Below are 26,912 nucleotides of genomic sequence, written 5' to 3'. Positions count from 1 at the left end.
AGCCGGTTTTACAACTCGGTCGCCGCCTCGCTTTCCGCCATGTCCGGCCAGGACAGCAGGCTCTCTTCGTCGATTGCCCTGCGGCAGCGTCCCGGCGCAATACCGGTCGTGCGCTTGAACGCATGGCTGAACGCGCTTTCCGACGTATAGCCGATCGCCTCGGCGGCCTGCGCGACCGATGCGCCGGCACGCAGCGCCCGCTCGGCCAGATGCATGCGCCAATGGGTCAGATAGGCGAGAGGCGGCACGCCCATTGCCTCGCGAAAGTGCACAGCGAACGAGGTGCGCGACATGCCGGCCTGCTGCGCAAGCTCGTCGAGACGCCATGCCCGCCCGGGATCGGCGTGCATGCAGGCGATGGCGGGAGCGAGGCGCCGGTCGCCCAGCGCTCGCAGCCAGCCGCCGTCGCTGTCCGGCGACTGCATGACATACGCCCTGAGCGTCTGCACGAAAAGAAGCTGTGCCAGCTCCGTCAGCACGCCAGACCAGCCGGGACGCGCTGGCGGCGTCATTTCGAGCACCATCTGTTCGAGCAGCCACGCGAGGCTTGCCGCCTCGCGCCGGGCGCCGCTCACATGAATGACGGGCGGCAGGCCGCCGCGCAGCAGTCGCTGGTGCCGCGCGTCGATCCGCACCATGCCGCCCAGCATCATGAAATCCGCACCGTGCCCGATCCGGTAGTCGCCGTTGTCGTCCCGCGCGAGCGGCGTCGCGCGCGCATGCTCTACGAGGCGAGGTTCGCTCGCCAGAATCAGCGAAGCGGAACCGTTCGTCACCAGCACGTCGCCGCGCTCGAACCGCGCAGGGGCGGCCATTCCCTCCATGAAGAACCAGCAGGCGCCGCCGGCGGCGGCGCACAGCTTCACGGCGTCGAGCTGGTCAAAACGGCGCACCCAGCTTCCGCCCGCGACGAACCGCCCGGCAAGCGTGCAGCGCGCCCGCACGAGATCGAGCAGGTCCGAAAGAAGATCCATTGCCATATTCGAACTCCCTCACATAAAACACGCGCTTTCAAGCATTCCGCGTACGAACGGCGCAGGCTAAAGTGGGCCCGTCAAACAAACGGAGTCACGCCATGTCCACTACCTTGCAGGCGCCCATCGGCTCCGGGTTCGGCCCCGCTTCCACCGCCGCCGACGTGATGGTGGGCGTCGATCTGAGCGGCAGGCACGTGGTCGTCACGGGCGGCTATTCCGGCATCGGCATCGAAACGGTCCGCGCGCTGCGCCCGGCCGGCGCAACGATCCATGTGCCGGCTCGCGACATGAGCAAAGCCCGCGCGGCACTGCGCGACATGCCGGGCGTGATTCTGGAACAGATGGACCTGCTGGACCCGGCGTCGATCGACAGGTTTGCCGAACGCGTGCTCGCGACAACTGACACGCTGCACCTCCTCGTCAACAACGCCGGAATCATGGCACCGCCGCTCCTGCGCGATGCACGCGGCTACGAATCTCAATTCGCGGCCAACCATCTTGGTCATTTTCAGCTGACCTGCCGGCTGTGGCCGGCCTTGCGCCGCGCGCAAGGCGCCCGCGTAATTGCGCTGAGTTCCTACGGCCACCGGCGCGCGGGCATCGACTTTCGCGATCCTAACTTCATCGCGCGCACCTACGACCCGTGGGTTGCCTACGGGCAATCCAAGACCGCCAATGCGCTGTTCGCCGTCGCACTCGACTCGATCGGACAACGCGAGAACGTGCGAGCGTTCTCCGTGCATCCCGGCGGTATCGCGACGCCGCTCATCCGCCACATGCCGCAGGCGCTGATCGATGCGAGCGAAATCATCGACAAGGCAGGCAAGCCGATCATCGATCCGCAGAACAACAAGAAAACGCCGGAACAAGGTGCCGCCACCACGCTATGGTGCGCGACGAGCGCGCGGCTCGCCGGCATGGGGGGCGTTTACTGCGCCGACTGCGAGATCGCGCCCGCCCTGCCCGCCGACGATTCGGCTGAACTGCGTGGCGTACGGCCGCGCGCGATGGACCCGGTCGCGGCCGGGCGGCTCTGGCAACTCAGCGAGCACTTGACCGGCGTGCATATCGACTGAGCGGACTGGCAAACGGCAGGTCGCGCGCCCCTACTCGTCGATGTGCGTATACAGCTTGTTGACGATCAGCCAGCGCCCGTCCACCTTCAGCAGCGACAGGAAATCGTAGTAGTTGTTTCCCGACATCTTCACGCGCACCTTGGCCGACGCCATATTGCCGACGACCTCGACGCCGAGCACGGACATCCCGTAGGGTTCGTTCAGCGAAGCCGGACTCTGTCGCGATCTCACGCCTTGCAGGTATACATCGAGCGTCTTCTGCACGATCTCCCCGCGAACTTCGGCAAAGAGCAACGAGGCCGGATGAAAGGTGGACTGCAAAGCCGCTACGTCGCCGCTGTAAATCGCGTCCAGATACACCTGAAGTTTCCTCAGGATATCGAAGTGCGAATTATCGACGGCTCGTGCATTCGGGTGGGCTTGCATTTCGCTGCTCCTGAAAACGTCACGCTTGCTGCCGGTGACCGCGCCGGCGCACGCGGTTACTGATTGCGGCCGCGCAGCAGCGCGGTCGTAATCCCGGCGATATGACGGCCCTGAAAGCGTGCCCCGTCCAGTTCGTTATCGCTCGGTTGACGCTTGCCATCCGCGCCGGCCAGTGTCGTCGCGCCGTAGGGCGCGCCACCCGTGATCTCGTTCATGTTCGTCAGGCCGCTGTACGAGTACGGCAAGCCGACCGTGATCATGCCGTGGTGCATCATCGACGTCAGGATCGAGAACAGCGTGGTTTCGGCCCCGCCGTGCTGGCTCGCCGTCGACACGAACGCGCCGCCGACCTTGCCGATCAGTTTGCCTTGCGCCCACAGGCCGCCCGTCTGATCGAGGAAGTTGGCCAGTTGCGACGAGACGCGGCCAAAGCGTGTCGGGCTGCCGATGATGATCGCATCGTAGTCCACGAGTTCTTCGGGACGCGCGACAGGCGCGGCCTGCTCGAGCTTGGCACCCGCCCTCTGCGCGACCTCCAGCGGCATGAGTTCCGGCACGCGCCTGACGGCGACTTCCGCGCCGGCGCCCTGCGCACCTTCGGCAATGGCGTTGGCCAGATGTTCGGTATGGCCGTAGGTCGAGTAGTAGAGGACGAGTACTTTGGCTTTCATTCTGGACTCCCTGGTTATGCTCGCCTGACCGGAAGCGGTCGCGAGCCGGCATTCGGATACCGCCGATTGCGGATAGTACTCATCGGCGCCGACGGACAGAATGTAGACGGCATTGCGCGTCGAATAAACAGCGCCGCTGGAAAGATTGCGTATCCACGATGTAAAGAGTCGCGGTCGAACGGATTCGCTCGACGAGTGCGGCGTGGAGACCGTCCGCCCGATATAGTAGACTGCACCGATCCCTGCGGGCCAGGCAGTCCGCGGGTTCCCGGCGAGATCGAACTACCCTGCTCCACTTCGGACGCGTATCAAGTGAACTTCGGATCGAATTCGCCACGCTTCGCCTGGAAGAACAGCGAATGCGTGTTCTATCGGGAATCGCGCGCAGGCGACAATGGAGAGCGCCGCGCGGTGCTCGTCGTAAGACCTGCCACGGACTTCGCAACTGAGCGACTGGCAGAACGGTTCGCACACGAATACGCGCTCAAGGACGTGCTCGACCCCATCGCAGCGGCCCGCCCATTGCTGCTCACATGCGAACGGGGGACGCCCTGCCTCGTACTCGAGGATTGCGGCAACGAGCCACTGGAATTGATACCGGCACCCTTGTCGTTGCCGCGTTTCCTTCGGCTGGCCCATGGTATCGCCGGCGCGCTCGGCAGACTTCATGCGCGCGGCTTGATCCATCGGGATATCAAGCCCGCCCATATCCTGGTCGATCGCCATGGCGGCGAAGCGAAGTTCACGGGCTTCGGCATTGCCACCCAGGTGCCACGCCAGCGTCAGTCGCTGGAGCCGCCGGAATTCATCGCCGGCACGCCTGCGTACATGGCACCCGAGCAGACAGGACGGATGAATCGCTCGATCGATTCGCGCTGCGACCTCTATGCGCTCGGCGTCACGTTCTACCTGTTGGTGACGGGAATGCTGCCCTTCGCCGCTACCGATCCGATCGAGTGGCTCCACTGCCATATCGCACGACAGCCGCTGGCGCCGAGCGAACGGGCGCCGCACATTCCCGAGGCGGTCTCGCGCATCATCATGAAGCTGCTGGCCAAGATGCCCGAGGACCGCTACCAGACAGCCGCCGGCGTCGAACACGACCTGTGCCGCTGCCTCGATCAATGGGACACGCAAGGCCGTATCGACGACTTCCTGCCCGGTGCGGGCGACGTGCCGGACCGTCTGCTGATCCCCGAAAAACTATACGGGCGGTCGCGTGAAATCACGCGCCTCGTCGGCACATTCAATCACGTCATCCGGAACGGCTCCCCCGCCCTGATTCTCGTCACCGGGTATTCGGGCATCGGCAAGTCGTCGATCGTCAACGAACTGCACAAGGCGCGGGTGCCGCCTCGCGGGCTCTTCGCCGCGGGCAAGTTCGAGCGGGGCAAAAGCGACATACCGTATTCGACGCTCGTACAGGCTTTCCAGAGCCTCGTGCGGCCGCTGCTGGGCAAGCACGAGGCCGAGCTGAGCGCCTGGCGGGACGCGCTGCTGAAGGCGCTGGGACCGAACACCCAGTTGATGGTCGAACTGGTGCCCGAACTCGAATTCATCGTGGGTGCACAACCGCCAGCGCCGGAGCTGCCTCTCGAGGAAGCACGCAGCCGCTTGCATCTCGTGTTCCAGCGTTTCATCGGCGTCTTCGCGCGGCCGGAACATCCGCTCGCGCTGTTCCTCGATGATCTGCAGTGGCTCGATGCCGCTACGCTGGACGTGCTCGAATATCTGCTGGTCAGCTCCGACCTGCGACACCTGCTGCTGGTCGGCGCATACCGGGACAACGAGGTCGATGCCGATCATCCGCTCGCGCTCAAGCTCGCCATGATCCGCAAAACCGGCACACGGGTCGACGAAATCGCGCTCGCCCCACTCACGTGCGAGCACGTGACGCAACTGGTGGCGGATACGATTCGCCGCGATCTCGAATCGGCCGCGCCGCTCGCCCAGCTCGTGCATGCGAAGACGGGTGGCAATCCGTTTTTCGTCAACCAGTTTCTCCATGCGCTTGCCGAGGAAAACCTGCTGACCTTCGATCACCGCGCCGCGTGCTGGTCGTGGGACATCGGACAGATTCACGCCACCGGTTACACCGACAACGTAGCAGATCTGATGGCCGGCAAACTCGCACGATTGCCGGCGCCCGCGCAGCATGCGCTGCAACAGCTCGCCGGCCTCGGCGGCGACTGCACGATCGCGATGCTGTCGGCCGTGCTGGATGCGACCGAGTGCGAAGTCCACGATTTGTTGTGGCCGGCGCTGCGCAACGAACTGGTCGAACTCGGCGGCGGTGTCTACCGGTTCACTCACGACCGTGTCCAGGAAGCCGCCTATGCGCTGATTGCCACCCCGTCGATCGCGCACACGCATCTGCGGATCGGGCGCTGCCTTCTCGCGCATACGCCTCCCGCGCAACTGGAAGAGAACATTTTCGACATCGTCGGCCAACTCAATCGCGGCGCCGGCCTGATCGATTCGCGGGATGAACGCGAGCAGCTCGCCGAACTCAATCTGCTTGCGGGACGCCGCGCCAGGGCGTCGGCGGCCTATGCCGCCGCGCGTGCCTATACCGGCGCCGGCGCAGCGCTGTTGACCGGGGACAGTTGGGCGCGCCGTCATGCGTTGTGCTTTTCGCTCGACAGCCTGCGCGCCGAATGCGACTTCCTGACCGGTGCCACGGCCGACGCGCGGATGCGGCTCGATGAACTTGCCGGACACGCGCTCACGCACGTCGAGCGGGCCGCCGTCGCCTCGCTCGGCATCGACCTGTACTTTTCGCTCGGCGACCAGAACGACCGCGCCATTGCGATCGGGCTCGACTATCTGCGCGGCGCGGGTATCGGCGTGTCGCCGCATCCGACCGACGACGAAGCGCAAGAGGAGTACGAACAGATCGTGTCGCGCCTTCGCGAGCGCAGCGATGAAGATCTCTTCGCGCTTCCGCTGATGACCGATCCCGACTCGCTCGCGACGCTGCACGTCCTGATCAGGCTCGGCCCGCCCATCTTTCAGACGGGCCAACGCATCAACCTGTTCGTGCTGCTGTTCTGCCGCGCGATCGCGCTAAGCCTCGAATATGGCCATGCCGATGCGTCGTGCCCCGCCTATACCCAACTCGGCATCGCCGCGGGCGCGAGATTCAACGACTACCGGACCGCATTCCGGCTGGGCCGGCTCGCCTGCGGACTCGTCGACCGGTGCGCACTGACACGCTTCGAGGCCAGAACGCACACGACCTTCGCCGCCGGCCTGGCACACTGGGCGCAGCATGTCCGCGCCGGACGCGATCCGCTGCGCCGCGCGGCGCAGGTCGCGGAGCGGCACGGCAATCTCCTCTACGGCGCGTACTCGCGCGTCCAGATGATCACCAACCTGCTCGCCGCAGGCGACGCCTTGCCCGAGGTGCTTCGCGAGGCGGAGCATAGTCTCGTCTTCGCGCGCAAGACGCAGTACGGCGGGCTGGTCGACATCATCGAAGCGCAGCGCCAACTGGTCCGGACACTGTGCGGCCTGACGCCGGGATTCGGCACCTTCGACGACAGCCAGTTCGACGAACGCGGGATCGAACAGCGATTCGCCACGCACCCGGGCTGGCCCAGTCCCAGATGCTTCTACTGGGTGCGCAAGATGCAGGCGCGCTTCTTCGCCGGCGATCACGAGGCAGCCGTCGAGGCAGCCGCGCAGGCGCAACGCTTCCTGTGGGGCGTGCCGTTGAGCTTCGAACTGGCTGAATATTACTTTTACGCGGCCCTCTCCCACGCACTCGCGTTCGACTTTGCACCGCTCGGCGAACGGCAGCGGCACCGGGCCGCCCTCGCCGGACACCAGCGGCAACTCGAAGCCTGGTCGGCCGATTGTCCCGAGAACTTCGCCTGCCGCTCGGCACTGGCCGGAGCCGAACTCGCCCGCATCGACGGAGACGAACCCGGCGCCCGGCAACGCTTCGAGCGGGCCATCCGGTCGGCTCGCGAGAACGGCTTCATCCACATCGAGGCGCTCGCTTGCGAGCTGGCCGCGCGCTTTCATGCGACGCGCGGCCTCGAAACGTTTGCGCAGATGCTCCGGCGCAGCGCACGCGACGCTTATCTGAACTGGGGTGCCGACGGCAAGGTGCGGCAGCTCGAAGAGACGTATCCGCACCTTCGTACGCGCGAGCCCGTGCTCGCCGCGACGAGGGCGATCGAGACATCGGTCGAGCGCCTCGATCTTTCGATCGTGACCGGAATATCTCAAGCCATGTCCGGCGAATTCGAACTGGCGCAATTGCTCGACAAGCTGCTGCGCATCGCGCTCGGGCACGCGGGCGCGCAGCGCTGCGTGCTGACGCTCGCGCGCGGCGACGAGCAGCGCATCGCCGCGCATGCAAGCGTAGCCGGCGACGCCGTCGTCGTGACGCTCTGCGATGAACCCGCCACGACGGCGAGGCTGCCGGAGAGCGTGCTCCAGTACGTCGTACGCACGCGCGAGAGCATCCTGCTCGACGATGCGTGCACCGGAGCAGCGCCGTTTGCCGCCGATGCCTATATCGGCGCGCATCGGGTCCGCTCGGTTCTCTGCCTGCCGCTCGTCAACCAGACCAAGCTGGTCGGCACGCTATACCTCGAGAACAATCTGGCGGCTCGCGTCTTCGTGCCGGGCCGGATCGCAGTGCTGAAGCTGCTGGCCTCGCAAGCCGCGACCACGCTGGAGAATGCGCGCCTGTATCAGGAACTGGCCGAACGCGAGGCGCACATCCGCCGCCTGATCGATGCCAATATCGTCGGCATCGCGATCTGGCATACGGCGGGCCGGATTTTCGAGGCCAACGACGCCTTTCTACGTATCATCGGATATTGCCGCGACGATCTCGTAGCGGGACGCATCCGCTGGACCGAGCTGACGCCGCCCGAGTGGCATGAGATCGACAGGCAAAAAATTCAGACGCTGATGACGGCCGGCAAGCTGGCGCCATTCGAGAAAGAATATTTCAGAAAGGACGGCAGCCGCGTGTCGGTGCTGATCGGCATGGCGCTGCTCGAAGCAGGCGGCGACGAAAGCATCGGCTTCGTACTTGACCTGACCGAGCGCAAGCGAGCTGAAGCCGAAGCGAGCGAGAACGAGCGGCGCTACCTAGAAGCACAAATGGAACTGGCACATGCCAACCGCGTGGCGACGATGGGCCAGCTCACCGCCTCGATCGCTCACGAAGTCCAGCAGCCCATCACAGCGGCCGTCACGCATGCGGCGGCGGCCCTGCATTGGCTGAAGGCCACCCCACCCGACCTGGGGGAAATCAGGGAATCGCTCGATGACATCGTCAGCGCCGGCAGGCGAGCCGGCGGCATCATCGAGGGAATCAGGGAGCTGGTCAAGAAGGCCCCGCTCCGTCAAGAGCAGGTGGATATCAACGAGGCCGTTCGCGCCGTGATCGATCTGGTGCAAGGCGAAGCATCGAAAAACGGCGTTTCGGTCACGACTTCACTCGATGCGGACTTACCGTTCATGCTGGGCGACCGCGTACAGCTTCAGCAACTCATGCTCAACCTGATCATGAATGCAATCGAGGCGATGTGCACGACAAGCGGCAAGCCACGCGAATTGCAGATCAGCACGACGGGACATGCGCCGAACTGCGTATCGGTTGTCGTGCGCGATACCGGCCCCGGGCTGCCGACGAAGGAAACCGAGCGCGTTTTCGATGCGTTCTACACGACGAAGACGCGGGGTCTCGGCATGGGTTTGTCGATCTGCCGTTCGATCGTCGAAGCACATCGGGGAAAGCTTCACGCGAGCGCCAACGTTCCCCACGGCGCGGTCTTCGAGTTCGTGCTTCCTGGTAGCAATAAGGCCAGTTGATGAATAGCTGGCGCACTGAGCGCCGGGCTGTTGAAGACAGAGGCATGCCTCAACCAGCCCCACGAAACAGAGGAAGTCAACGGACCAAGACAGTAAACCAGGGAATAGAGGCGAGACTGAGAAGCCGACCCAGCAAGGGTTTCAGCTCCCCCAACAGAACGCGCTGGAGCTTGATAGTCCAGTGCCGGGATCGTCCGGAAGAATCCACTGTTTTGCGTATACAAATACGTATATTTTCGATATGAAATAAAAATATTTATTTAATTTTCAAATACTTAAACTTTATATTCGAGTCCTCTCCTGAACCAGAAAATATTTTACCAAATAGATAGGAATCCAACGTACCCAGGATAATTTTCCACCCATGCCGAAATTTTGTTTATTCGCCCAGCGTCAAACATGGCGATCCGAATGCAAACAGGTACATTCTTGAGCACATAGAAGTTCGAACTTAAGAGATGTACTCACGAGTCTTGACTGGCTGTGTCGACGCGAGAACGCTCATCTTTGGATTGATGGCAATCCAGCCGTCCAGCATATCCGCCCACGCCTGGAGCATCTCCCTCCTCTGCTCTGCATACTCGGCCTTGTTGTAGACCGCGCGCACGCCACGCTGTTCGTGAGCGAGGCATTTCTCGATCCAGTCGGTGTTGAACCCTGTTTCGTGCAACAGTGTGCTGGCCGTCCGACGCAGATCATGCACCGTGAACGGATCAAAATCCACCCCGTCGTCGCGTATCAGCTTGACCGTGCTGTCGATGACACGGTTCAGGGTCGCCGCACTTATCGGGGAAGCCGTCTCATAGCGGCCCGGATGCACGTACGAACTCGCTCCGAAGCACGTCTTGAATGCGACCAGAATGTCCAGAGCCTGTTGGCTAAGATAGATAATGTGAGAACGGCCGGCCTTCATCCGTTCCTTCGGAATTGTCCAGACTGCGGCGTCGAAATCTATCTCACTCCACATCGCCAGAATGAACTCGGACTTGCGCACCAGCGTGAGCAGCATGAATCTGATAGCAAGACGCAGCGTAGGCATCGTCGGCGTCCGTTCCAATGCACTGAAAAACACATGGATTTCTGCGGGCGACAGTGCACGATCACGCGGCTTGAAGGTGGCGATGGCAGACGGGCGGATGACCTCCGCAGGATTGTCCACCTTTAGTCCTCGCGCCTGCACGAAACGATAGACCTGCAGAACGATGTCGCGCGCCTGCACGGCAGGGGCCGCGGCGCCCCTCTCCTTGATCTTCTCGCAGCGCGCCATCAGTCGTGCGGGCGTGATCTCTTCCAACTTCAGCCGGCCGAATTCCGACGCGAGATTCCGCTCGTATACCGATTTGCGCATCGCTCGTGTTGAGTCGGCAAGAGCAGTCTCCACAAAGTATTTCTCCGCCCACTTACCGAACGTTAGCGCCTCGGTCGCCTCGACCCGTTTCTCGACTTTCGCACGTGACGGACTTTCTCCGCGTTGGATGGCTCCGTAGGCTTGGTCGCGTAGAAGCCGGGCTTCCGGGAGGCTAATAGCCATTCCGAATCCGAGTTCGTCTAGCTTGCGTGGCTTCCGTGCGGAAAGTGATGGATCGTACCGACCGATAACCAGGGTTTCCCGGCGACCGTTCACCCGGTAGTCGTACCGGAAGCTCACCGCGCCTGACGGCGTCACTGCCGCATATAGCCCACGCTGATCGGCAACCTTGTAGATCTTCTGGGCCGGCTTCAGCGCTCGCAACTGCATGTCTGTGAGCATAGGGACTCCTCGAACGTATACCGTCAACCGATACCGTCAGACTGACTTGACGGTATCGGACAAGGCCGTCCGAGGAAGAAATGTCGGTACCGTCACCGATACCGACATTTCCTCCGGGCACTGTCCGGATCCCATCGGATCGCCGCGGACAATAACCCTCTGTTTTTTAACGGAAAAACAGGAAAAACCGGACCTCCCGGAACGACCTGGGAGCAGTCTAAATCATTCCCACTCCAAAATATTCCAGTAACGTCCATTAGACGCCTGCGCTCGGAGTATCAACGGCGTTAACGAGACGGCGCGCCGCATTCACGATTCGCCGGAAACTCGATAATCTCCTCGGAACGCACAGTTGAGGTTCGTGCGGATAAGGTCAAGCGCGACTGACTTTGCCGTCGATATGAGACGTAGCTTCACGAGTCTCGCGTCCGCCGTCGAGCTTGCACGTCGACGATACACTGCCGTCCGTGAGTGAAAAACCCGTCTGAAACGTCATTCTCGCGAATGATGATAGAAGTTCCGCGACACGCGCCTGATCGGCCCACTTGTGCCATCCACAAGCAATTGCCGACCGACCGCTTCCACTAGGGCATGAGACACTCGCCGGCGAGACCTTGTTGGCTGCACACTCCCTACAATTCTGTTTGGCGTGGTAGTGAGATTGACCCGCTTCGACGGACGGATTTGCGGTTTCGATCGATGTGTGGTTGGCCTCCATTGATCGATGAGTCGCAGGTTGTCCACGGGCGGGCGGCGGGTCGCCTGTCACGACCATGACGCCGCCCGACGATGGGCAACCTGCATGTCGGAGCGCCCAGTTTTTTTATGTGCGACTCTTCGAATTCGAGCGGCGAATAGTAGCCGATGCTGCTATGTAAGCGACGCACGTTGTACCAGCCCTCGAGGAACCAGAAGAGACGACGTCGAGCCTGTTAATGGGTCGGAAAGTGTTCTCGCGACAGCAACTCCGCTTCGAGCGTGCCGAAGAATGATTCGCACATGGCGTTGTCGTAGGCGTCACCGGCCGTGCCCATCGACGGCTGCTCGCTCACCCTCTTTGGCCGGTCCTGACCAGCATGCCGGGAGTCGGCGTCAGGACCGCCGCCAGACTTCTCACCGAGGTCGCACACAAAGCATTTGCTTCGGCAGGTTACCTGGCGCTCAGGCTCATCCATCCGTGGCGAGCATCCGTCCAGGCGCGGCAACAAGGTGCTCAAACGCGCCTTGTTTCTATCTGCCTTCGCGGCCTTGAGAGACCCCGTCTCACGGGCTTATTACGCACGCAAGGTCCAGCAGGGAAAGCGACATAACCAGGCCCTCATCGCACTGGCACGGCGACGCTGCGACGTCCTGTTCGCCATGCTGCGCGACGGCTCCATTTACCAACCCAAGTCAGCCCCTAACGCTTGACGAAGGACATAGGGGCACCCCTCAGCGGGGTTTGCGCCGCTCGCTCCTCGTGGCCGGCACTTCAATGCGCGCCTGGCGCGCAATGATCTCGGGCAGCGGTAAGGGTTGTGCTTTCGGCACAATCGGCAATGGCTGCAAGCCCGTTTTGTTGGTCAGCCATCGCGTCCACGCACCAGCGCGCACGGGCGAATATATGCGCCGCCAGATACCATGTGCCGTTCGTCCACGACGCGACAGCGCCCTCGTTCGACGCGTTCGGCGACACGCCGGCCTGGCCGTTGAACGCATAGAGGAAGGTTGCGCCGAAACCCATGATGCGCGGCGTGGTCCACGTTGCCGCGTTGTTTGTGCGCACGAGCACCTGACTCGAACCCGGGCCGAGGTCGGCGTTGTAGCCGACACCCTTCGGCGTTTGCACCGCACCGCCCACGAGCCACGTGACGACCGAATTCGTCGTCACTTCGCCGAACGGGTCGACGAAGGGCGGCAGATTCGCGGTCGGCTGCAGGCCGAGGCGCACCACGCCCCAGCTTGCCGAATTGAGGCCAACCCACGCGGCGCGATCGAACAGCGTATTGCTGGTGCCGAACGTGCCGTTGTTCGCCATGAAGCCGTTTTCAAGATTGAATTCCGCCTTCAGGCCGCCACCGAGGTCTTCCCGGCCGAACAAGCCGAATTGCGACGTGTGAACGCCGCCGCTCTGCGTCTGCCAGCGCGAATTGCCGCTCACACTCTGGAAATTGAGGCCCATGTCGACGGCGCCATAGAGCGAAATGCCGCTCTGCTGGATAGCGGATGGCATCGACGGCCACTCGGACAGCACTCGCTGAAAATACGAGTCGGCCCAAGCCGTGTGAGAAAACAGCACCGCTGCTGCAGCACAAAACGGTCTTCTTATATTTCATGTGACTCCTCGTTGTCGGCATCGTTATGGGTAGAGTCTTGCCGCCGATCCGGCGCCGCACCAGTCAGCGATAGCACATTGCGAATGTCGGACTACAGGGAGTATTGCTCGACAAAAATGGCCCGGCAGGCGACACCGATCGGCAACGTCTGATCGTTGAAGTCATGGCCGGATTTGTCGATCATGCAACCGCCGTGGCCCTCGTGCCCGTTGCCGGGCGCGACGTTGCAACCGGGCACCGGCCTGGGCGTTCACGAACAGCCCTCGTCGTTCATCATGCGCCAGCGGCAACGGCACGATATTACCCGAGTCGATGACCGTGACGACGGCCGTGCGGGTGCGCTCGATTGCACACACGGACCGCCGTTGCCGAGGCTAGGACCGATTCGTCTATCGAATGTTTCGAATTGCTTATTTTCTGCTCGGGTGTGCGGCGCACGCGACCAGTCGGAACGAGTGGCGTCGGATGTGCTCTGCTATCTTCTGCCCACCATGCGCACCTGCACCTTGCCCGTTCTACAGTCGGGACACAGGCCGAATAGTACGAGGTGCCGTCCCGATACGTCGAAGTCGAGTTGATCCGCGACCGCCTGTTGACGCGCGTCGATCTCTTCGTCGAAGAACTCGCGGATGCCGCCGCATTCGGTACACACGATGTGATCGTGCGGCTTGCCGTCATTGAACTCGTAAACCAGGCAGCCTTCGCCGAGTGCAACGCTGCTCAACAACCCGCTGTCCACGAGCAGACCTAGCGCGCGATAAAGCGTCCCCAGGCTCATATTCGGCGTATCGCCATTCAGGCGCTTGTAGACCTGATCCGCGCTGAAATGCTCATGGGCGTGCTGATGAAAAAACTCCAGCACGAGGACACGCGGAAGCGTGGGCCGCAAGCCGGCCTGCTCGAGAATTCGATGAATGTTCATGGACATGATGGCAACGCGGCGCAGGCGATCGCGCCGTTGGAGAGGACTGTCGTCGCCGGTCGATGCGAAGAAAGGGGCGGGACGGTTATCGCCCGGCTCTCGCAGGACGAATGGCAAGAGGAGAGACTATGAGAGCTGCATCCTTAGGAGAACCTTAAGGTCGTTGTTGAGTTGCGGCGAATTTCGTTTTTATGCCATGGCTTCGCGCCAGGTGTTGCCATGAGAAATTCATTGGCTGCATGCGACGTGAAGAAGTTTTAGCTCCCGCCTGCAATGTGATGCGCGATCGCCAGATCGACCGGCCTATACCCGCTTTTGTTGACAGTTGTCCATGATGTTCGCGAGTTATCGCAATTCATGAAGCGGCAGCATTGCCGCGCTTGAGATGGAGTGCTGCAATATTCGCGATAATTTTAGGTATTCATTTTCCTGTCATACGCGATTCGACGACGAATTCACGCGCCGGTTTGGAAACGCTCCGTTGCTATGGTTTGCCACGCAGTACCCCGAATTGCGTGAACATTTGCAGATCACGACAGCGAAGCCCGAAGTCTTAAATGACAATGCCCCCAGACACAAGACCAACCAACGCGCCAACAGCACCACACACCGCGACGGCAAAGATAACCCACTCAGCCTTGGAAAACACACGCTGGCCACGCTCGCGTTTCGCCAGCACGTAAAGCACCGAACCCGGCGCATAGAGCAACGCCGACAGCATCAGAAATTTGGCGCCCCCCGCGAACAGCAGAAAGGCCGTATACAACGTCGCGAACGCCGCAATGAAATATTCCCTGCGTAACACGCGGCTCAAAGCACGGTCGCCACGTTGCTCGCTATGCTCGCGATCGTGACGCGCAGCCTTGATGCCATACGCGGCCACGAGAAAATACGGAATCAGCGCCATCGAACTCGTGAGATTGAGCATCAACGCGAATGCATCGGTCGACCAGTATGTGCTGATCACGAACATCTGCACGACGCTGCTGGTCAGCCAGATAGCGGCGACCGGCAGCTTGCGCTCGTTCTGCCGCGAGAAGATGCGCGGCATCGTCTCCATGCGCGCGGCGGCAAACAGCACCTCGGCACAGATCAGCGACCATGCGAGGTAAGCGCCGAGAATCGAAACGATCAGCCCCACACTGACAAACACCACACCGAATGGACCGAGCAGCGCACCGAGCACCGCGGCCATCGAGGGCTGGCGCATCAGCGCAATGTCGGCGCGCGGCAATGTCGCGTAGGGCAGCAGCGTCACGAGAACCAGCAGGCACAATACCGCCGCGAAGCCCGAGACCGTGGCGGTGCCGACGTCGGCGCGCTTTCTCGCATAGCGCGAGTACACGCTCGCGCCCTCTATGCCGACAAAGACGAACACGGTAACGAGCATCGTGGCCCGCACCTGCGAGAAGAGTCCCGCTCCCAACTCGCCATGACCTTCCCAGAGATTCGCGCGGAACATATCGGCGCGGCACAAGACGATCAGAATGCCGATGAACAGCACGATCGGAATCACCTTCGCAACGGTGACGATCGTATTGATCATCGTCGCCTGCTGCACGCCGCGCAGCATCACGAGGTGAAACAGCCATATGCCCAGCGACGACACGATGATCGCAATCGCCGTATTGCCGTTGCCGAATGCGGGAACGAATGCACCGAGTGTCGACTTGATCAACACCCAGTAGGACACATTGCCGAAACATCCCGCCATCCAGTAGCCGAATGCGGACAGAAAGCCCGCGTAGTCGCCGAAGCCCGCCCTTGCGTACGCGAACACGCCGGCATCGAGTTCGGGACGCCGCTCGGCCAGCGCCTGAAAAACGCGCGCCAGTGCATACATGCCGATGCCCGCCACGCACCACGCGATGATCGCGCCAGCCGGCCCGGTCGCCCGCGCAAAGTTGCGCGGCAGCGAGAAAATCCCCGCCCCCACCATGGAGCCGACGACCATCGCGGTCAATGCGGGCAACGACAGTTTCGTCTCAACCTGGGTTGTCATCGTCCACCATTCGGAGAAGCCGATTTCTTCCGGAAAAGGACTGACGTGGAATCAGCACGCACACGGTATATGCTTCTCGTTGTGCAATGCATCCATGTCACCCACTCCGCATGCGATGCAAACCATTCTCCCGATCAGGCAACCTGTGTCCTAGTCGGGAATGTCCTCGTCGTAGTGGTTAAAAGTTCGCTTCAAAGAGGCTTCGACATGCAGGTTTCGCCGAGCGAACCTGAGTAGCCCAAACCATCATCGCAGCCATAATAAATTATCTTTACCGATATGGCATCACTCAACTTTTAGTGAATTGTTCTTTCATGCGCAGCGAGTGGTCCATTTCATTACGTCAGGTACGCATGAATTTGACAACTAATTCATATTTACCATGCTCAATAACGATTAATTCCTCAATCTTTGGAGACACACCAGTTGCATGCATCGAACAGAGTGTTAAAGTGGCCCCTGCGTGCCACGTACATGTCCTTTGCTGCCGGCGAAACGAATAACGCCGCCATGATATGTCATCGGTAAATTTGAAACGCCGCGGCACCGACTATGAGTCATAGCGCATGAGGCACGGTCAAAGAAACATATTTCAGGTAGGTATGTAAGGTAATTAGTCATCTTAACTGGTGGAGTTAAATGATGTCACGTACTATTCTTGGAATCACCTCTGCATTGCTCGTGTTCGGCGCGATCGCTTCAGGATCGGTATTTGCGCAGCAACCGGCTCAGCCCGATGCTGCCGCCCCGGCCGCCGCAGCGGCCAGTGCGACGCATAGCGACCCGATCGTTCAGAAACGGACGGAAGTGCGTCAGGCTAATCAGAAACAGCGCGCGGCGAATGCGCAGGCCCGCGCGAAAATGAGAGAACAGCGGCGTCAGGCCAGCGCCGAGCGCAATCAGTCTGTTCAGGAATCGCGTCAGCGCGCGACCGCCGCCATGTCGGCGTCGACGCCTCAATAACAGGAAGCGCCACTCAAAACAACAGCCGGATGGAAAGCCGTCATCGTGACTTCACGGTGGCGGCTTTTTACTTTGCGCATCAATCAGGAACGGGCGACCTGAACAGAACTTTTCCGCCCTGGTTTCAGCTGGAAAATTCCGGTTTCAATACGTTCCGCGTTGTCGGCACGAAATGAATCGACGATCCGCGGTAAGTAAGCTGATGATGCGCGACAACGATCCGGCTTACATGTGATTCAAGGATGTGTTGCCCGAATGCGCGCGCGAGGTTGAGGCGGGCAACCAAGCTCTCAACCCGGAATGAGACGCTCCGCCTTCAGGCGTCCGAAAAGATCGAAGAACGCATCTGGCGTGCCTTGATAATCCAGGAACCCTGCCTTGCGGCTCTTTGTCATGTCCGTCACGACTTCCATCGGACGTCCGAGATCGGCGTCCGTGTGCCACCATGAAGCCAGCCGGTCGATGTTCTGCTCTTTCAGTCCGTGCCAGTTCGCAATGTCGCGCCACTGGCGCGCCGCGTCCTGCATCCGGCCTTCGAGTGGCCGCACGGTACCGTCGAACGGTGCGGCTTCGATGCCGAAGTAATCGGCCAGTTGTCCCCACATCGTCTTCCAGCGAAACACATCGCCATTGACAACGTTGAAGTCCTCATTGCGCGCAGCCGTGCTCGTAGCGGCCCATTCAAGATGGCGGGCCAGAAGACGCGCATCGGTCATGTCCGTCAGCCCGTTCCACTGCGCCGCGGAGCCGGGAAAGACGAACGGTTGTCCGCTATGCCGGCACAGTGTTGCGTAGACGGCCAGCGTCTGCCCCATGTTCATGGCATTGCCCGGTGCAAACCCGATGATCGTGTGCGGGCGATGCACGCTCCAGGTGAAGCCGTCGCGGGCTGCTGCTTCGAAAAGCCGGTCTTCCTGCTCGTAGTAGAAATTTTCGACCGGCTGACGGCCCTGCACTTCGCGAAATGGCGTATCGGGGACAGCGCCGGATGCGTAGGCTTCGAACGGACCCAGATAGTGTTTGAGGCCCGTCACCAGTGCAGCGTGTTCGAGCTTCGTGGAGTGCGCGAGAGAACCGAGGACATGGCGAACCATCGCGCCGTTGACGCGAATGTTCTCCTTCTCGGTCGCCTGACGTGACCAGGCGGTGAAAAAGACATGGCTGACGTCGAGGCCCGCCGTCGCAGCGGCAACCGAATCGGCTGCGGTCAGGTCCGCGACGACAGGCACGCAGCCGGGCACGGCGGCACTGCGCCCGCGCGACAGTCCATAGACAGTCCAGCCGGTCGACAACAGGCGTTCCGCCAGGGCCCGCCCTACTACGCCGCTTGCGCCAACGATCAATGCTTTCTTGCTCATCTGTTTCTCCGGATTGATGACCGGATGAGGGTACTTCAGACATGAATTCCTATCTCGGATAATATTTCATCATTTTCGAGAATTAATTTCATCAATTGACCACTTTCCCGAACGAACGTCTGAAAGGCATCGTGCCTTTTGTTTGTGCCGCCGATGCCGGCAGTTTCACCGCCGCCGCCCAGCAACTGAACCTGACGAGCTCGGCTGTGAGCAAAAGCATCGCTCGGCTCGAACAGCGGCTCGGTGTCGTGCTGTTCGAGCGGACAACGCGCAGCCTGTCGCTCACCGATGCGGGACACGCGTTCTACGCCACATGCACGAACATCCTGGGCGAGCTTGCGGAGACGGAAGCCGCGCTCGCCGCGCAAAAGCGCGAGCCGGTCGGCACCGTGCGCATTGCCTTGCCGGCATCGTTCGGGCGGCTGTGTGTCGTGCCGGTATTGCTGCGGTTTGCCGCGCAGTATCCGGAGGTGCGGCCGCATCTGCTGTTCGCGGACCGTTTCGTCGACCTGGCCGACGAAGGCGTCGATCTGGCCGTGCGCATCGGTGGCCCGCAAGATCTGCCGTCGTCGCTCGCACACCACGCCATGGGCCATGAAAGACTGATCTTCTGTGCGGCACCGGCCTATCTTGAACGGAACCGCGCGCCGCTGACGATCGACGATCTGGAAAGGCACGACTGCATCGTCTATGGACGGCCGGACGGCACGCAATCGGCATGGTCGTACGTCCAGGCGGACGGGCACATTGGCCAGCGCGTCGTTCGCTCCCGCATCGTGGCGGGAGACGCGGAGGCGCAACTCGCATTCGTACGGGCGGGACTCGGCATTGCGCAGCTCGCCACCTGGCTGGTGCGAGACGATCTGAAGGCTGGACGCGTGGTCGAAATCCTCGCGGACGCCGCCACCGACGGCTTACCGCTCAGCCTGATATGGCCGGTTGCGCGGCGGCGCACACCGAAAATCGATGTGCTGGCGCAAACGCTCGAAGCTCATTTGCAAATTCGATGAGCGGGGGCTTCGAGTGTCCGCTGGACGGAGAGTGATTCTGTTTGTTGGCGATATGACGCGTCACTGCCCTGCTGCGCCGCTGCCGTGTTCGGCATCGCGCTCTCCATCCTGCGCGACGCGCACGCGGCACGGCGGCGATCACGTGTAGCGCGAGAGAATATGCGGCGGATACGCTAACGAGTACGCGCACGAAGCGTGCAGCCGAGTCTGGACGCGTGACGCAAATCGGCCTCGATGGATGTGACGCATTCGTCATCGGCGAGGCGACGGTCGGGATAGCGCTTCGTGTCGAGAAAGAGATCGTGACAAACCGGTGTCGTGCCGTACTGCGCTTTCCATTCGCGCCATTGGGCATAAAACGCATCGGACGCGTTGGGAATCATCTGCTCGCTTACGATTTCAATGCCACTGGCGCCGATTTTTGCCGCTTCGGCAATGTAGCCCTCGAGGTCAAGCTTGCGCAGGAAGCACTCATGCCGATCGCTGTAAAGGCGGATTCCGCGTTGGATGCGGGTGGGTTTTGACATGCTGTCACCGTCATTGTGGTGAGAGCGTGAGACGGATTATTCGGGTGTCGGTCCGCAAATAAAATTGATAGTTTTTGCGCGCGTACTACTGAATTTCGTGATCCCGGTTATGGGTGCGGAACGGTGGGAGTTCGTTGGATGGAGCGTTGACGTTCGCTACAAATTACGTATTGAATGCTACGGCTCGTCGATACTTTCTTAGATATTTCCGATATACATCCCATCCGGCGAGAACAACTCTCGTTTCGCTTGGCAAACGCCCTTTTTTCGTGAAACATAATTCATAATTTCTAAAAACAGCTTATAAAACAGTGAGTTGCTTGGTTTTCCCGCCGTTTTATATTGTTTCACGATGCGGCTACACGCTAAATTGGCTCGGGAATCACAAACTTGTGCATATATTGTCGAAATTGGTATTGCTTTGCGCAATTTAACTGCTTGTGGCTGGTCAATTGATATGGCCCCTAATTATATTACCTCCCTCCCCTGTTGTTCGCTCGCCTGACACGTGGGTTTCGGTAAGGATGCTGTCGCGTGGTGTCCGTGGATAAAGCGATATGTTCCCACGCCTATACCGATCGGCTTGAGAATGATGAGATGGCGATTCGCTAGGAAAACCGCCGGATCGCTGCGCTGTTATCTTTACCGTAACCCTCTTACGGCTGCTGATCGCCGACAGGCATTGACCCTAGCTCTGCGGAGTTCAGAACGGGAAGTAAATCGCGATAGCATGCCGGGTAGTGCTGCGGGACTACGCTGTTGCAGTCATGAAGCTAGCGTCTGTTTGCACCAAGTCTCGTGTAGGCAGGACTTGGCCTAAGAACATCTACGATCCCCATATGGCCTTCGTAGAGGAAGAAGAGTCGGCTTCGCTGCATCAGGATCAAGACGTAAATCCTGTTCCTGTCGGACCTGTAAAAGGCTATCTATCAGGCTGTTGCCATTGATGCTAGCCCGCCATTGTTCTTGGCAGCTTTGAAATTTCCCCTCATGGGTTGAGCCGGCTTCCCCTGACAAGGGAGGATTTTTGGCACCTCGATAGCGCATTTGCCGACCCTACGGTAAGCCAGCGAACTCTTCCGTGAATATCGATTCAGGACGTTCTCTACTGATTGGACGTTCCAGCCTCCATGCTGGCTTGATCGTCGCTCTCCAGACCAGTAGGCCAAACTCCACGTGATCCGCGGATCGTTCACGCCGGCGCCGTAATCGTTAGAGACAACTGAATCTGCTCCTCATTATTAGTCGAACCAGACAGGCCCTCTGCGACGGGTCCATTTCCCAGAGCACAACCCAATATAAGGAAGATGGCCAATGTTTATACGCGCCAAAGCCATGTAGTGAAATCGGTCCTCAAGGTGCACACGGCAATGGAGCGAGGCCGATGACAGAAGGTCAGCAGACCGTTTTTGCTGCACGCCGTCAATGACACGGCAAACGGAGGACGCGAGAAAAACTCCATGCGACTTTTTGTGCGAGCCTGATCGTTGTGATGGCCGTCGAGAACGAGCCTCTCAAGGGAAACGGGGCGTAAGTAGAGATCGGACCACGCAGCAAATATTTCGGCAGACTGCAGTAGCGGGTATCTGAGCTGGAATACCCAGACCCCGCATTCTGCTTCTCCCCGTAGAAATGTCAGCGCATACGGCGGCACCAATGAGCCGACGCAATACCTTCAAGTAACTCCTTACGCACGGAGTTCACTCTCGCGTCAACAAGTGGGGTTTATTCGACGAACGGCTACCAACTTATCTGTTCGACGCGCCCACCCTCGGGCCACGTTATGTTTAGGAGATATCGCCCGATACCGAGCAGCCGGATGAGAAAGAACACGAGCGGACGAGATAAGCAACAAAGTGACCGTTCCACACGCCGCTTCTAAATACGCGCTCACCATCTCATCTTCGATGGGACAGCCAATGGCCTCGTCCAACTGCATCAACGGATCGAGAAAGGCGCCGAGGCTCGGATCATCGCCGGCAAACACGAGATCACCCAGATGCCAAGCGAGGGAACGGTGAATCTCGCTTTGAGTGTCGATCGAATACTTCCCTCCCGTCCCAGCAAGCGAAGTGGTGATAAAAAATCGAGATCAAATATCTTTCTGAACGGCCGTTCCAACCGAGCGATCCCTGAGCGGCCAACGCCCGTTGAGAACCGGCTGCCCACCCCAAAGCGAGACAAAGAGAGTCGCAATCAAACAGACCAGCAGATCGCCTTTTCCCCTCGCGCAACCCTGACAACACAGGCGTCACTCGGCCAGCCACCCAAAGTGTCTAGACTCTAGACACTCTCCATCCCGCCAGAACAACCCGCCCGCCACCAACAAAAAAGCCCGCACGAGGCGGGCTTCTCTCTTACAAACCAACGATTAGTCAATTCGTCTTGGGCTGCGCATGAAACATCTGCCCGATAAGCTGACGTATCTGAATCTCCTGCGCCTCGGTAATCACTCCGGTCTTGATCTTGATCGTAAAGTTGCTGATGTCCTTCGTGATACTTCCTGCGTGCTCCCGTCCCGAGAAAAACTTTTCGATGCTGCGTCCGCTCGCTCCGCCTGACGTCGTCTGTCTCGTGGCCAGCGCCACAATGGCCGAGGCGATCTTGCCCTGATCCATTTCGCCTCTCACCAGCAGCGGCCAAATTTCACGCGCGGCCTTGATGCCATCCTCGCCGTGTTTTTTGATCGCCGCGGCAATCGCCTGTGCCGCAGTTCCACCAAGAAGCCGCGGCTGGATATCCAGATCCTTTTTGATAAAGTCCGGAAGATTGTCGAACGCAAGAAATTGGTAAAGCCCTGCACGAGACAAACCCATCGCCTCCGCCAGTCGCTTCCGGTTCGGAAACTCCGTCTCCGATCTGCGGATAGCAACCCCGATCTCGTAATCGGCCAGATCGTCCCGGCTGATATTTTCGACCATCGCCAGAACGGCCATATCCGAGTCGGAGCAGTCCGCCACCACCGCCTTGATCGTATCGAGTCCGAGCATCTTGTGTGCTCGCCAACGCCGCTCACCAGCAACAATCTGATAATCGTCGGCGACACGACGCACAACGATCGGCTGCATGAGCCCAACCTCACGGATGGACTCGGCGAGTTCCGCAAGCTTGGCTTCGTTGAACACCCGCCGAGGCTGCCAGGGATTGGGCAAAATTCCCGCCACCGCCAACTGCGATGCAACACCGGTTGCCTCCAGCTCCTGTACCCGAAGCTGCGCAACGGCTAGCGCGCCCGCGAGGCCGGGCGCTGTCTGAGTGCGATTGCTGCGCTTCACCTCGTCCTCATTGATGGCCGAGGTCTTGCGAATGCCGGACGTCTTGGCCAGCAACTGTTCTCGCATATTACTCATTGCGCGTTCCTCCATTTTTCCGAATAGATTTCGTCGATCCATCGGCAATAGTCAACCAGCGGCTGCCGTACACGCTGCAGCGACTTGGCTGCGCTGTGGGTGCTGCTGATGTCAAAGACCGTCGAGAACGCCAGCGCGCCCGTACTCATCACCGAGCTCGCCGGCACTTCAATCGAGTGCAGCCAGTTTTCGTATGCGCTCTGTGCCCACGCACGCACGATGGGCGCCGACGAGTTTCGCCCGTAATCGACCCTCGAAAGCACCAGCGAGACGAAGTCGTATTTCTTGTCCTTCTCGTACTTGATGAAGCTCTTCGACACGTCCGAGAAGAGTCTCCAGAACGACAGCGAACTGATGAAGTCGAGGTTCTCCGGCACCATCGGCATCACCATTGCATCCGCCGCCATGAGTGCATTCAGATTGAGGTATGACAGCGACGGCGATGTGTCCATCAGAATGTAGTCGTACTTCTTCCGTAGCGGTTCGAGGCCCTGGCGAAGGACTGTCCAAAACCGGAAACCCGGCCTCACCTTTTGCATTGCCGGCAAATGAAACTCAGCACCGATCAGCTCCGTGTGCGCCGGAATGACATCGATGCCATCCCAGTAAGTCGACTGCACCCGGCCTTCGAGACCCCCTTCGATATCCTGGTCATAGACGTACGGCAGCACCGTATCTTCCGGTGTCACATCTTTTTCCGCATACAGTCCGCACAGTTCCGACAGTGACGCCTGCGGATCGAGGTCGACCACAAGTACCTTGCGGCCGCGCAACGATAGGCCTTGAGCGAGGCACATGGTCGTTGTCGTCTTCGCGGACCCACCTTTGAGCTGAGCGGTAATGATGATCTTTCCGTCCGGCTCCTTCACGCGGGTGACGAGCGGAGTCTGGTAGATATCAGAAATTTTCTGCACCCAGATGCGCGCTTCTTCGAGGGTGAACGTGCGGGTGCGACCGGTGCCGGCAGCGGTGCCCGAGGGCAATTCACCGTCGCCCTTGGTCGCAAGATATTGAACCTGCGAGTGAGAGATATTGCACATCTCGGCAATCTCACCCGTCTTGAAAACAGGAGCCGTCTTTCGCGGACGCGGAGCCAGAATCGTGTCACGCAGCTCATTGGTAAAAATCGTGACCTTTTCCGCAAACTGGCTGATCTGCTCAAAGTGAACGGTTCGGTCTACGGCAGGAAGTTGGCTCGTTCTGACCATTCTGAGGTTTTCCCATAAAATTCTAGAAACCTCAGAATACAGGAAATGCTTGAAAATAGCTTTTTAAATTACTGTTTTTATGCAGATTTTTCGCACTTCGACACACTTCAGAGCCCAATTTCGGAGGCGATCGCGCTCTTGCTCGCTAAACACGACTATTTGAGCGACCTCGACGAGGCACAAATGACCTCACCTTTATCCGAAAAATCCCCGGAGCAAGTCTCAGCGTGCCTAAAAAATTGGCGTCTGGTGAGGTCATTTGTGCATTTTCTCATTTTCGCGTCTCACTGACGAACCCTTTACAGCACAACTGACCTCACCTTTCCTCGAAATTGCCGGGCGAAACGCGACCATACGGGATCAGAATCGCTTCGAAAGCCCCTACGCACAATCAACCTCACCTACATGGCCCTGAACTCAACGGCTAAGGAGCCGATCCATAACCAAACCAGGGTATTTCAATCTCACCCAGCAGCACAACAAACCTCACCATCACCCAAAATCGAGATTGCGCTTTCCAGACGCGCACAATCAACCTCACCTTGCTGCATTGCGTCATTTCTCTTTTCAGCTTTGCAAATTGCAGTTGGTGGGTTGTTTTTAAAACAAGAACGAACCAACAAACCAACAGGAAGTTTCAATGTCCAGTTAATTCAACTACTTAACTTCAGAAAGGTGAGGTGGGTTGTGCCAAAGGTGAGGTGGAATGTGCGTAAAGGTGCGGCCTGTTGTGCAGGAAGGTGAGGCTCTTTCCCCATCAAGGTGAGGCCCGGTGTGCATGACAGACGCTTGCCACTGCAAAGGTGAGGTGGGTTGTGCAAAGCCATCGGAATCGGCCAGAAGTGCTGTCATACAAGGCCTGGCTCCACAATGAGCCGCTCCGTCGGTGAGGTTGGTTGTGTCTCGGGTGAGATTCTGTGTGCTCATCCGCAGCACGAACTTCCTTGCCGCGAGGCCACGCCCTGATGGTGAGGTTCTGTGTGTTGACAGCTCACCACCACGTGCTAGAGTCCCGGAAGCGAAAAAAGTGGATGAAGAACATGACGGCGGACAATCCGGAAGGGGGCAAGTCGAAGGCCACCTCACGCCAGATGGCACTCGCGCTGTTCGAAGACATGTTCGACCAGGGGTTGCGCATCAACGAAGCCAATCGGGAGATCGGCTATCAGCGCAACGACTTCTTCACCGAAATCGTCAATATGGGGCTACCCGCGCGGCGCTTTCTCGACGCTGCGTATTTCATCGTCGCGCAGGAGCCCGAGGAGCGCGATCAGTACGACATCGAGCTTAACTATTTCAAGTGGCTGATGCGTTACGACAGCCGCAATCTCAAGCATTTACGCACGATTGCCGACGAAGCGCAGAACGCGAAAGTCCGCGTGACGAATACGCCGGCGGACCGCGATCCGAACGAGGACGATCTCTGGGTCCAGGTTCAACTTATCGGCATGGTCGGTTTTCATCGCGGGCGAATGCGTTTCGACGTCCATCCGCGGCTCGTGCCTCACATCCGCGATCCGCAGAAATCGCACTGGCTGAGTCTGCGTATTTCGACCGCGTTCACGCGCAGCCTCGCGCGCGCGATCTACGACAAAGTTTTGCCGTACGTGCCCGCGGGGCGTACGGACTGGATTCAGCTCGAAGAGATGCGCAATTGGCCCGGCAAAATGGGCGCGAACGCGGCTATCTTCAAGTACTTCAAGCGCGACTGGCTCGAGCCGGCGGTCCGTGAGATCAACGATGTATCGGACGTCGAACTTTCGTACGAGACGCGGACGGCGTCGACAACCTCGAAGAAAATCGATCGCATCCGCTTCCTGCTCAAGCGCAAGGACACGGCCGATGCCGTGCTCGCGAGCCTTGCCGATGCGAGTCATCTGTACAAGATTCTCACCGACGAATTCGGGCTATCGACCAAGCAGTTCACCGAGATTTCCGAGAATCGCGACGTGTGGACCGATGAGCGCATTCAGCAGGCGGTCGAATACACGCGCTTCAGAATCAAACGCGGCCAGGTCAAGAAGAGTCCGGCGGGCTATCTGATGCGCGCGCTGCGCGACAACTGGAAGATGTCCGACGCCGAGCGAACGATGGTCGACGTCCAGGCCAGACTGCTTGCCGATGAGACGCAGGAGCAGGAAGCCAGAACCGTGGCGAGGAAGTCGGTGGCGCACAGCATCGCCACGCGCGAAGAGGAAGTGCGCACGCGCATGAACGAAGATTCGCGCCAAGGCCGCGACCACTTCAGTGCCGCCGACGCAAAGACGCGCAAGGAACTGATGCACGCGTGGACGATGTCGCGCGAGGGCAAGTTGATGCTGCGTCGTATGAAGCTGGAACCGTCGACGGTGACGGAAGAGGCGATCTTCGCGAATACCGAACTGGTCTGGTATCTCGGTCAGTTCGTTTTTGGCCGGATGAATGCGGCCCGGGCTGCCGCGGCCTGACATCCGCCCCGCGTGAGCCATCAGCGATGCGGCGCTGACGATCGATAACTCGCGACCTGCGCGAGCGTCGCC

The 26,912-nt window shown here is 59.9% G+C and carries 17 protein-coding genes and 1 pseudogene; 6 read left to right on the top strand and 12 right to left on the bottom strand.

From position 1 onward, the window contains the following. Positions 1 to 8: 8 nt before the first annotated feature. Positions 9 to 974, bottom strand: coding sequence for an AraC family transcriptional regulator (locus F3J20_RS01065; protein ID WP_167037679.1), 966 nt, complete (start codon positions 972 to 974; stop codon positions 9 to 11). A gap of 101 nt (positions 975 to 1,075) precedes the next feature. On the opposite strand from F3J20_RS01065, the gene F3J20_RS01060 reads away from it, so the two are divergent. Beyond that, positions 1,076 to 2,053, top strand: a complete 978-nt coding sequence (locus F3J20_RS01060; protein WP_167037676.1) for an oxidoreductase — start codon at positions 1,076 to 1,078, stop codon at positions 2,051 to 2,053. A gap of 30 nt (positions 2,054 to 2,083) precedes the next feature. Here F3J20_RS01060 and F3J20_RS01055 read toward each other — a convergent pair whose 3' ends face one another. After that, the gene (locus tag F3J20_RS01055; protein WP_167037674.1) at positions 2,084 to 2,479 is read right to left on the bottom strand and encodes a nuclear transport factor 2 family protein; all 396 of its coding nucleotides are present in this window, start codon (positions 2,477 to 2,479) and stop codon (positions 2,084 to 2,086) included. A gap of 56 nt (positions 2,480 to 2,535) precedes the next feature. Next, positions 2,536 to 3,150, bottom strand: a complete 615-nt coding sequence (gene wrbA / locus F3J20_RS01050; RefSeq protein WP_167037672.1) for an NAD(P)H:quinone oxidoreductase — start codon at positions 3,148 to 3,150, stop codon at positions 2,536 to 2,538. Between wrbA and F3J20_RS01045 the strand changes: the two genes are divergently transcribed. Continuing rightward, complete coding sequence (locus tag F3J20_RS01045) at positions 3,097 to 8,988, top strand: ATP-binding sensor histidine kinase (protein WP_240162663.1); 5,892 nt, start codon at positions 3,097 to 3,099, stop codon at positions 8,986 to 8,988. The two genes, wrbA and F3J20_RS01045, sit on opposite strands and share 54 nt — an antisense overlap. 451 nt (positions 8,989 to 9,439) lie before the next feature. Here F3J20_RS01045 and F3J20_RS01040 read toward each other — a convergent pair whose 3' ends face one another. Then, positions 9,440 to 10,738, bottom strand: a complete 1,299-nt coding sequence (locus tag F3J20_RS01040) for a site-specific integrase (RefSeq protein ID WP_167281445.1) — start codon at positions 10,736 to 10,738, stop codon at positions 9,440 to 9,442. A 932-nt stretch (positions 10,739 to 11,670) separates the two neighbouring features. After that, a complete protein-coding gene (locus F3J20_RS01035; protein ID WP_167037664.1) occupies positions 11,671 to 11,790 on the bottom strand; it encodes an integrase core domain-containing protein in 120 nt (39 codons plus the stop codon). Between F3J20_RS01035 and F3J20_RS01030 the strand changes: the two are divergent. Next, positions 11,779 to 12,148: pseudogene (locus tag F3J20_RS01030) on the top strand (transposase); the annotation flags it as partial. The gene F3J20_RS01035 and the pseudogene F3J20_RS01030 overlap by 12 nt on opposite strands. 61 nt (positions 12,149 to 12,209) lie before the next feature. On the opposite strand, the gene F3J20_RS01025 reads toward F3J20_RS01030, so the two are convergent. The 3 genes from F3J20_RS01025 to F3J20_RS01015 form a co-directional block, all read right to left on the bottom strand. Next, a complete protein-coding gene (locus F3J20_RS01025; RefSeq protein ID WP_345889823.1) occupies positions 12,210 to 13,016 on the bottom strand; it encodes a porin in 807 nt (268 codons plus the stop codon). A 512-nt stretch (positions 13,017 to 13,528) separates the two neighbouring features. Next, positions 13,529 to 13,981 (bottom strand): Fur family transcriptional regulator, encoded by a 453-nt coding sequence (locus F3J20_RS01020; protein ID WP_167281443.1) that lies wholly within the window; start codon positions 13,979 to 13,981, stop codon positions 13,529 to 13,531. Between the two features lie 547 nt (positions 13,982 to 14,528). Next, positions 14,529 to 15,977, bottom strand: coding sequence for a basic amino acid/polyamine antiporter (locus tag F3J20_RS01015; RefSeq protein WP_167281441.1), 1,449 nt, complete (start codon positions 15,975 to 15,977; stop codon positions 14,529 to 14,531). A 681-nt stretch (positions 15,978 to 16,658) separates the two neighbouring features. Between F3J20_RS01015 and F3J20_RS01010 the strand changes: the two genes are divergently transcribed. Beyond that, complete coding sequence (locus F3J20_RS01010) at positions 16,659 to 16,940, top strand: hypothetical protein (RefSeq protein ID WP_345889822.1); 282 nt, start codon at positions 16,659 to 16,661, stop codon at positions 16,938 to 16,940. A 290-nt stretch (positions 16,941 to 17,230) separates the two neighbouring features. On the opposite strand, the gene F3J20_RS01005 is transcribed toward F3J20_RS01010, so the two are convergent. Then, positions 17,231 to 18,298, bottom strand: coding sequence for an SDR family oxidoreductase (locus F3J20_RS01005; RefSeq protein ID WP_167281440.1), 1,068 nt, complete (start codon positions 18,296 to 18,298; stop codon positions 17,231 to 17,233). A 95-nt stretch (positions 18,299 to 18,393) separates the two neighbouring features. Here F3J20_RS01005 and F3J20_RS01000 point away from each other — a divergent pair, with 95 nt between their 5' ends. Next, on the top strand, positions 18,394 to 19,308 hold the full coding sequence (locus tag F3J20_RS01000) for a LysR family transcriptional regulator (protein ID WP_167281438.1): 915 nt from the start codon (positions 18,394 to 18,396) through the stop codon (positions 19,306 to 19,308). Between the two features lie 173 nt (positions 19,309 to 19,481). Here the strand turns inward: F3J20_RS01000 and F3J20_RS00995 are convergent, their stop codons facing one another. The 3 genes from F3J20_RS00995 to F3J20_RS00985 all read right to left on the bottom strand — a co-directional run bounded on the left by F3J20_RS00995 (position 19,482) and on the right by F3J20_RS00985 (position 24,393). Next, the gene (locus F3J20_RS00995; RefSeq protein WP_167281436.1) at positions 19,482 to 19,835 is read right to left on the bottom strand and encodes a hypothetical protein; all 354 of its coding nucleotides are present in this window, start codon (positions 19,833 to 19,835) and stop codon (positions 19,482 to 19,484) included. A 2,375-nt stretch (positions 19,836 to 22,210) separates the two neighbouring features. Next, complete coding sequence (locus F3J20_RS00990) at positions 22,211 to 23,185, bottom strand: ParB/RepB/Spo0J family partition protein (protein WP_167037646.1); 975 nt, start codon at positions 23,183 to 23,185, stop codon at positions 22,211 to 22,213. Further along, a complete protein-coding gene (locus tag F3J20_RS00985; RefSeq protein ID WP_167037642.1) occupies positions 23,182 to 24,393 on the bottom strand; it encodes an AAA family ATPase in 1,212 nt (403 codons plus the stop codon). The genes F3J20_RS00990 and F3J20_RS00985 overlap by 4 nt, the downstream gene beginning before the upstream one ends. Before the next feature lie 1,040 nt (positions 24,394 to 25,433). Between F3J20_RS00985 and F3J20_RS00980 the strand changes: the two genes are divergently transcribed. Continuing rightward, positions 25,434 to 26,840: a replication initiation protein gene (locus tag F3J20_RS00980; RefSeq protein ID WP_167038007.1), complete on the top strand. Its 1,407-nt coding sequence runs from the start codon at positions 25,434 to 25,436 to the stop codon at positions 26,838 to 26,840. Positions 26,841 to 26,912: the final 72 nt, after the last annotated feature.

The sequence above is a fragment of the Paraburkholderia sp. Cy-641 genome (assembly GCF_011752945.1).
In the GTDB taxonomy this organism is placed as follows: Bacteria; Pseudomonadota; Gammaproteobacteria; order Burkholderiales; family Burkholderiaceae; genus Paraburkholderia.
Note: the sequence above shows the minus strand (reverse complement) of the source record. Positions and strands in the feature narration are given on the sequence as shown.

What these genes read in the sequence shown, in the direction of transcription:
- F3J20_RS00980 (WP_167038007.1), top strand. Translation starts at nt 25,434, where the DNA reads ATGACGGCGGACAATCCGGAAGGGGGCAAGTCGAAGGCCACCTCACGC.
- F3J20_RS01065 (WP_167037679.1), bottom strand. Translation starts at nt 974, where the DNA reads ATGGATCTTCTTTCGGACCTGCTCGATCTCGTGCGGGCGCGCTGCACG.
- F3J20_RS01015 (WP_167281441.1), bottom strand. Translation starts at nt 15,977, where the DNA reads ATGACAACCCAGGTTGAGACGAAACTGTCGTTGCCCGCATTGACCGCG.
- F3J20_RS01045 (WP_240162663.1), top strand. Translation starts at nt 3,097, where the DNA reads ATGTTCGGTATGGCCGTAGGTCGAGTAGTAGAGGACGAGTACTTTGGC.
- F3J20_RS00990 (WP_167037646.1), bottom strand. Translation starts at nt 23,185, where the DNA reads ATGAGTAATATGCGAGAACAGTTGCTGGCCAAGACGTCCGGCATTCGC.
- F3J20_RS01055 (WP_167037674.1), bottom strand. Translation starts at nt 2,479, where the DNA reads ATGCAAGCCCACCCGAATGCACGAGCCGTCGATAATTCGCACTTCGAT.
- F3J20_RS00995 (WP_167281436.1), bottom strand. Translation starts at nt 19,835, where the DNA reads ATGTCAAAACCCACCCGCATCCAACGCGGAATCCGCCTTTACAGCGAT.
- F3J20_RS01020 (WP_167281443.1), bottom strand. Translation starts at nt 13,981, where the DNA reads ATGTCCATGAACATTCATCGAATTCTCGAGCAGGCCGGCTTGCGGCCC.
- F3J20_RS00985 (WP_167037642.1), bottom strand. Translation starts at nt 24,393, where the DNA reads ATGGTCAGAACGAGCCAACTTCCTGCCGTAGACCGAACCGTTCACTTT.
- F3J20_RS01060 (WP_167037676.1), top strand. Translation starts at nt 1,076, where the DNA reads ATGTCCACTACCTTGCAGGCGCCCATCGGCTCCGGGTTCGGCCCCGCT.
- F3J20_RS01040 (WP_167281445.1), bottom strand. Translation starts at nt 10,738, where the DNA reads ATGCTCACAGACATGCAGTTGCGAGCGCTGAAGCCGGCCCAGAAGATC.
- wrbA (WP_167037672.1), bottom strand. Translation starts at nt 3,150, where the DNA reads ATGAAAGCCAAAGTACTCGTCCTCTACTACTCGACCTACGGCCATACC.
- F3J20_RS01005 (WP_167281440.1), bottom strand. Translation starts at nt 18,298, where the DNA reads ATGAGCAAGAAAGCATTGATCGTTGGCGCAAGCGGCGTAGTAGGGCGG.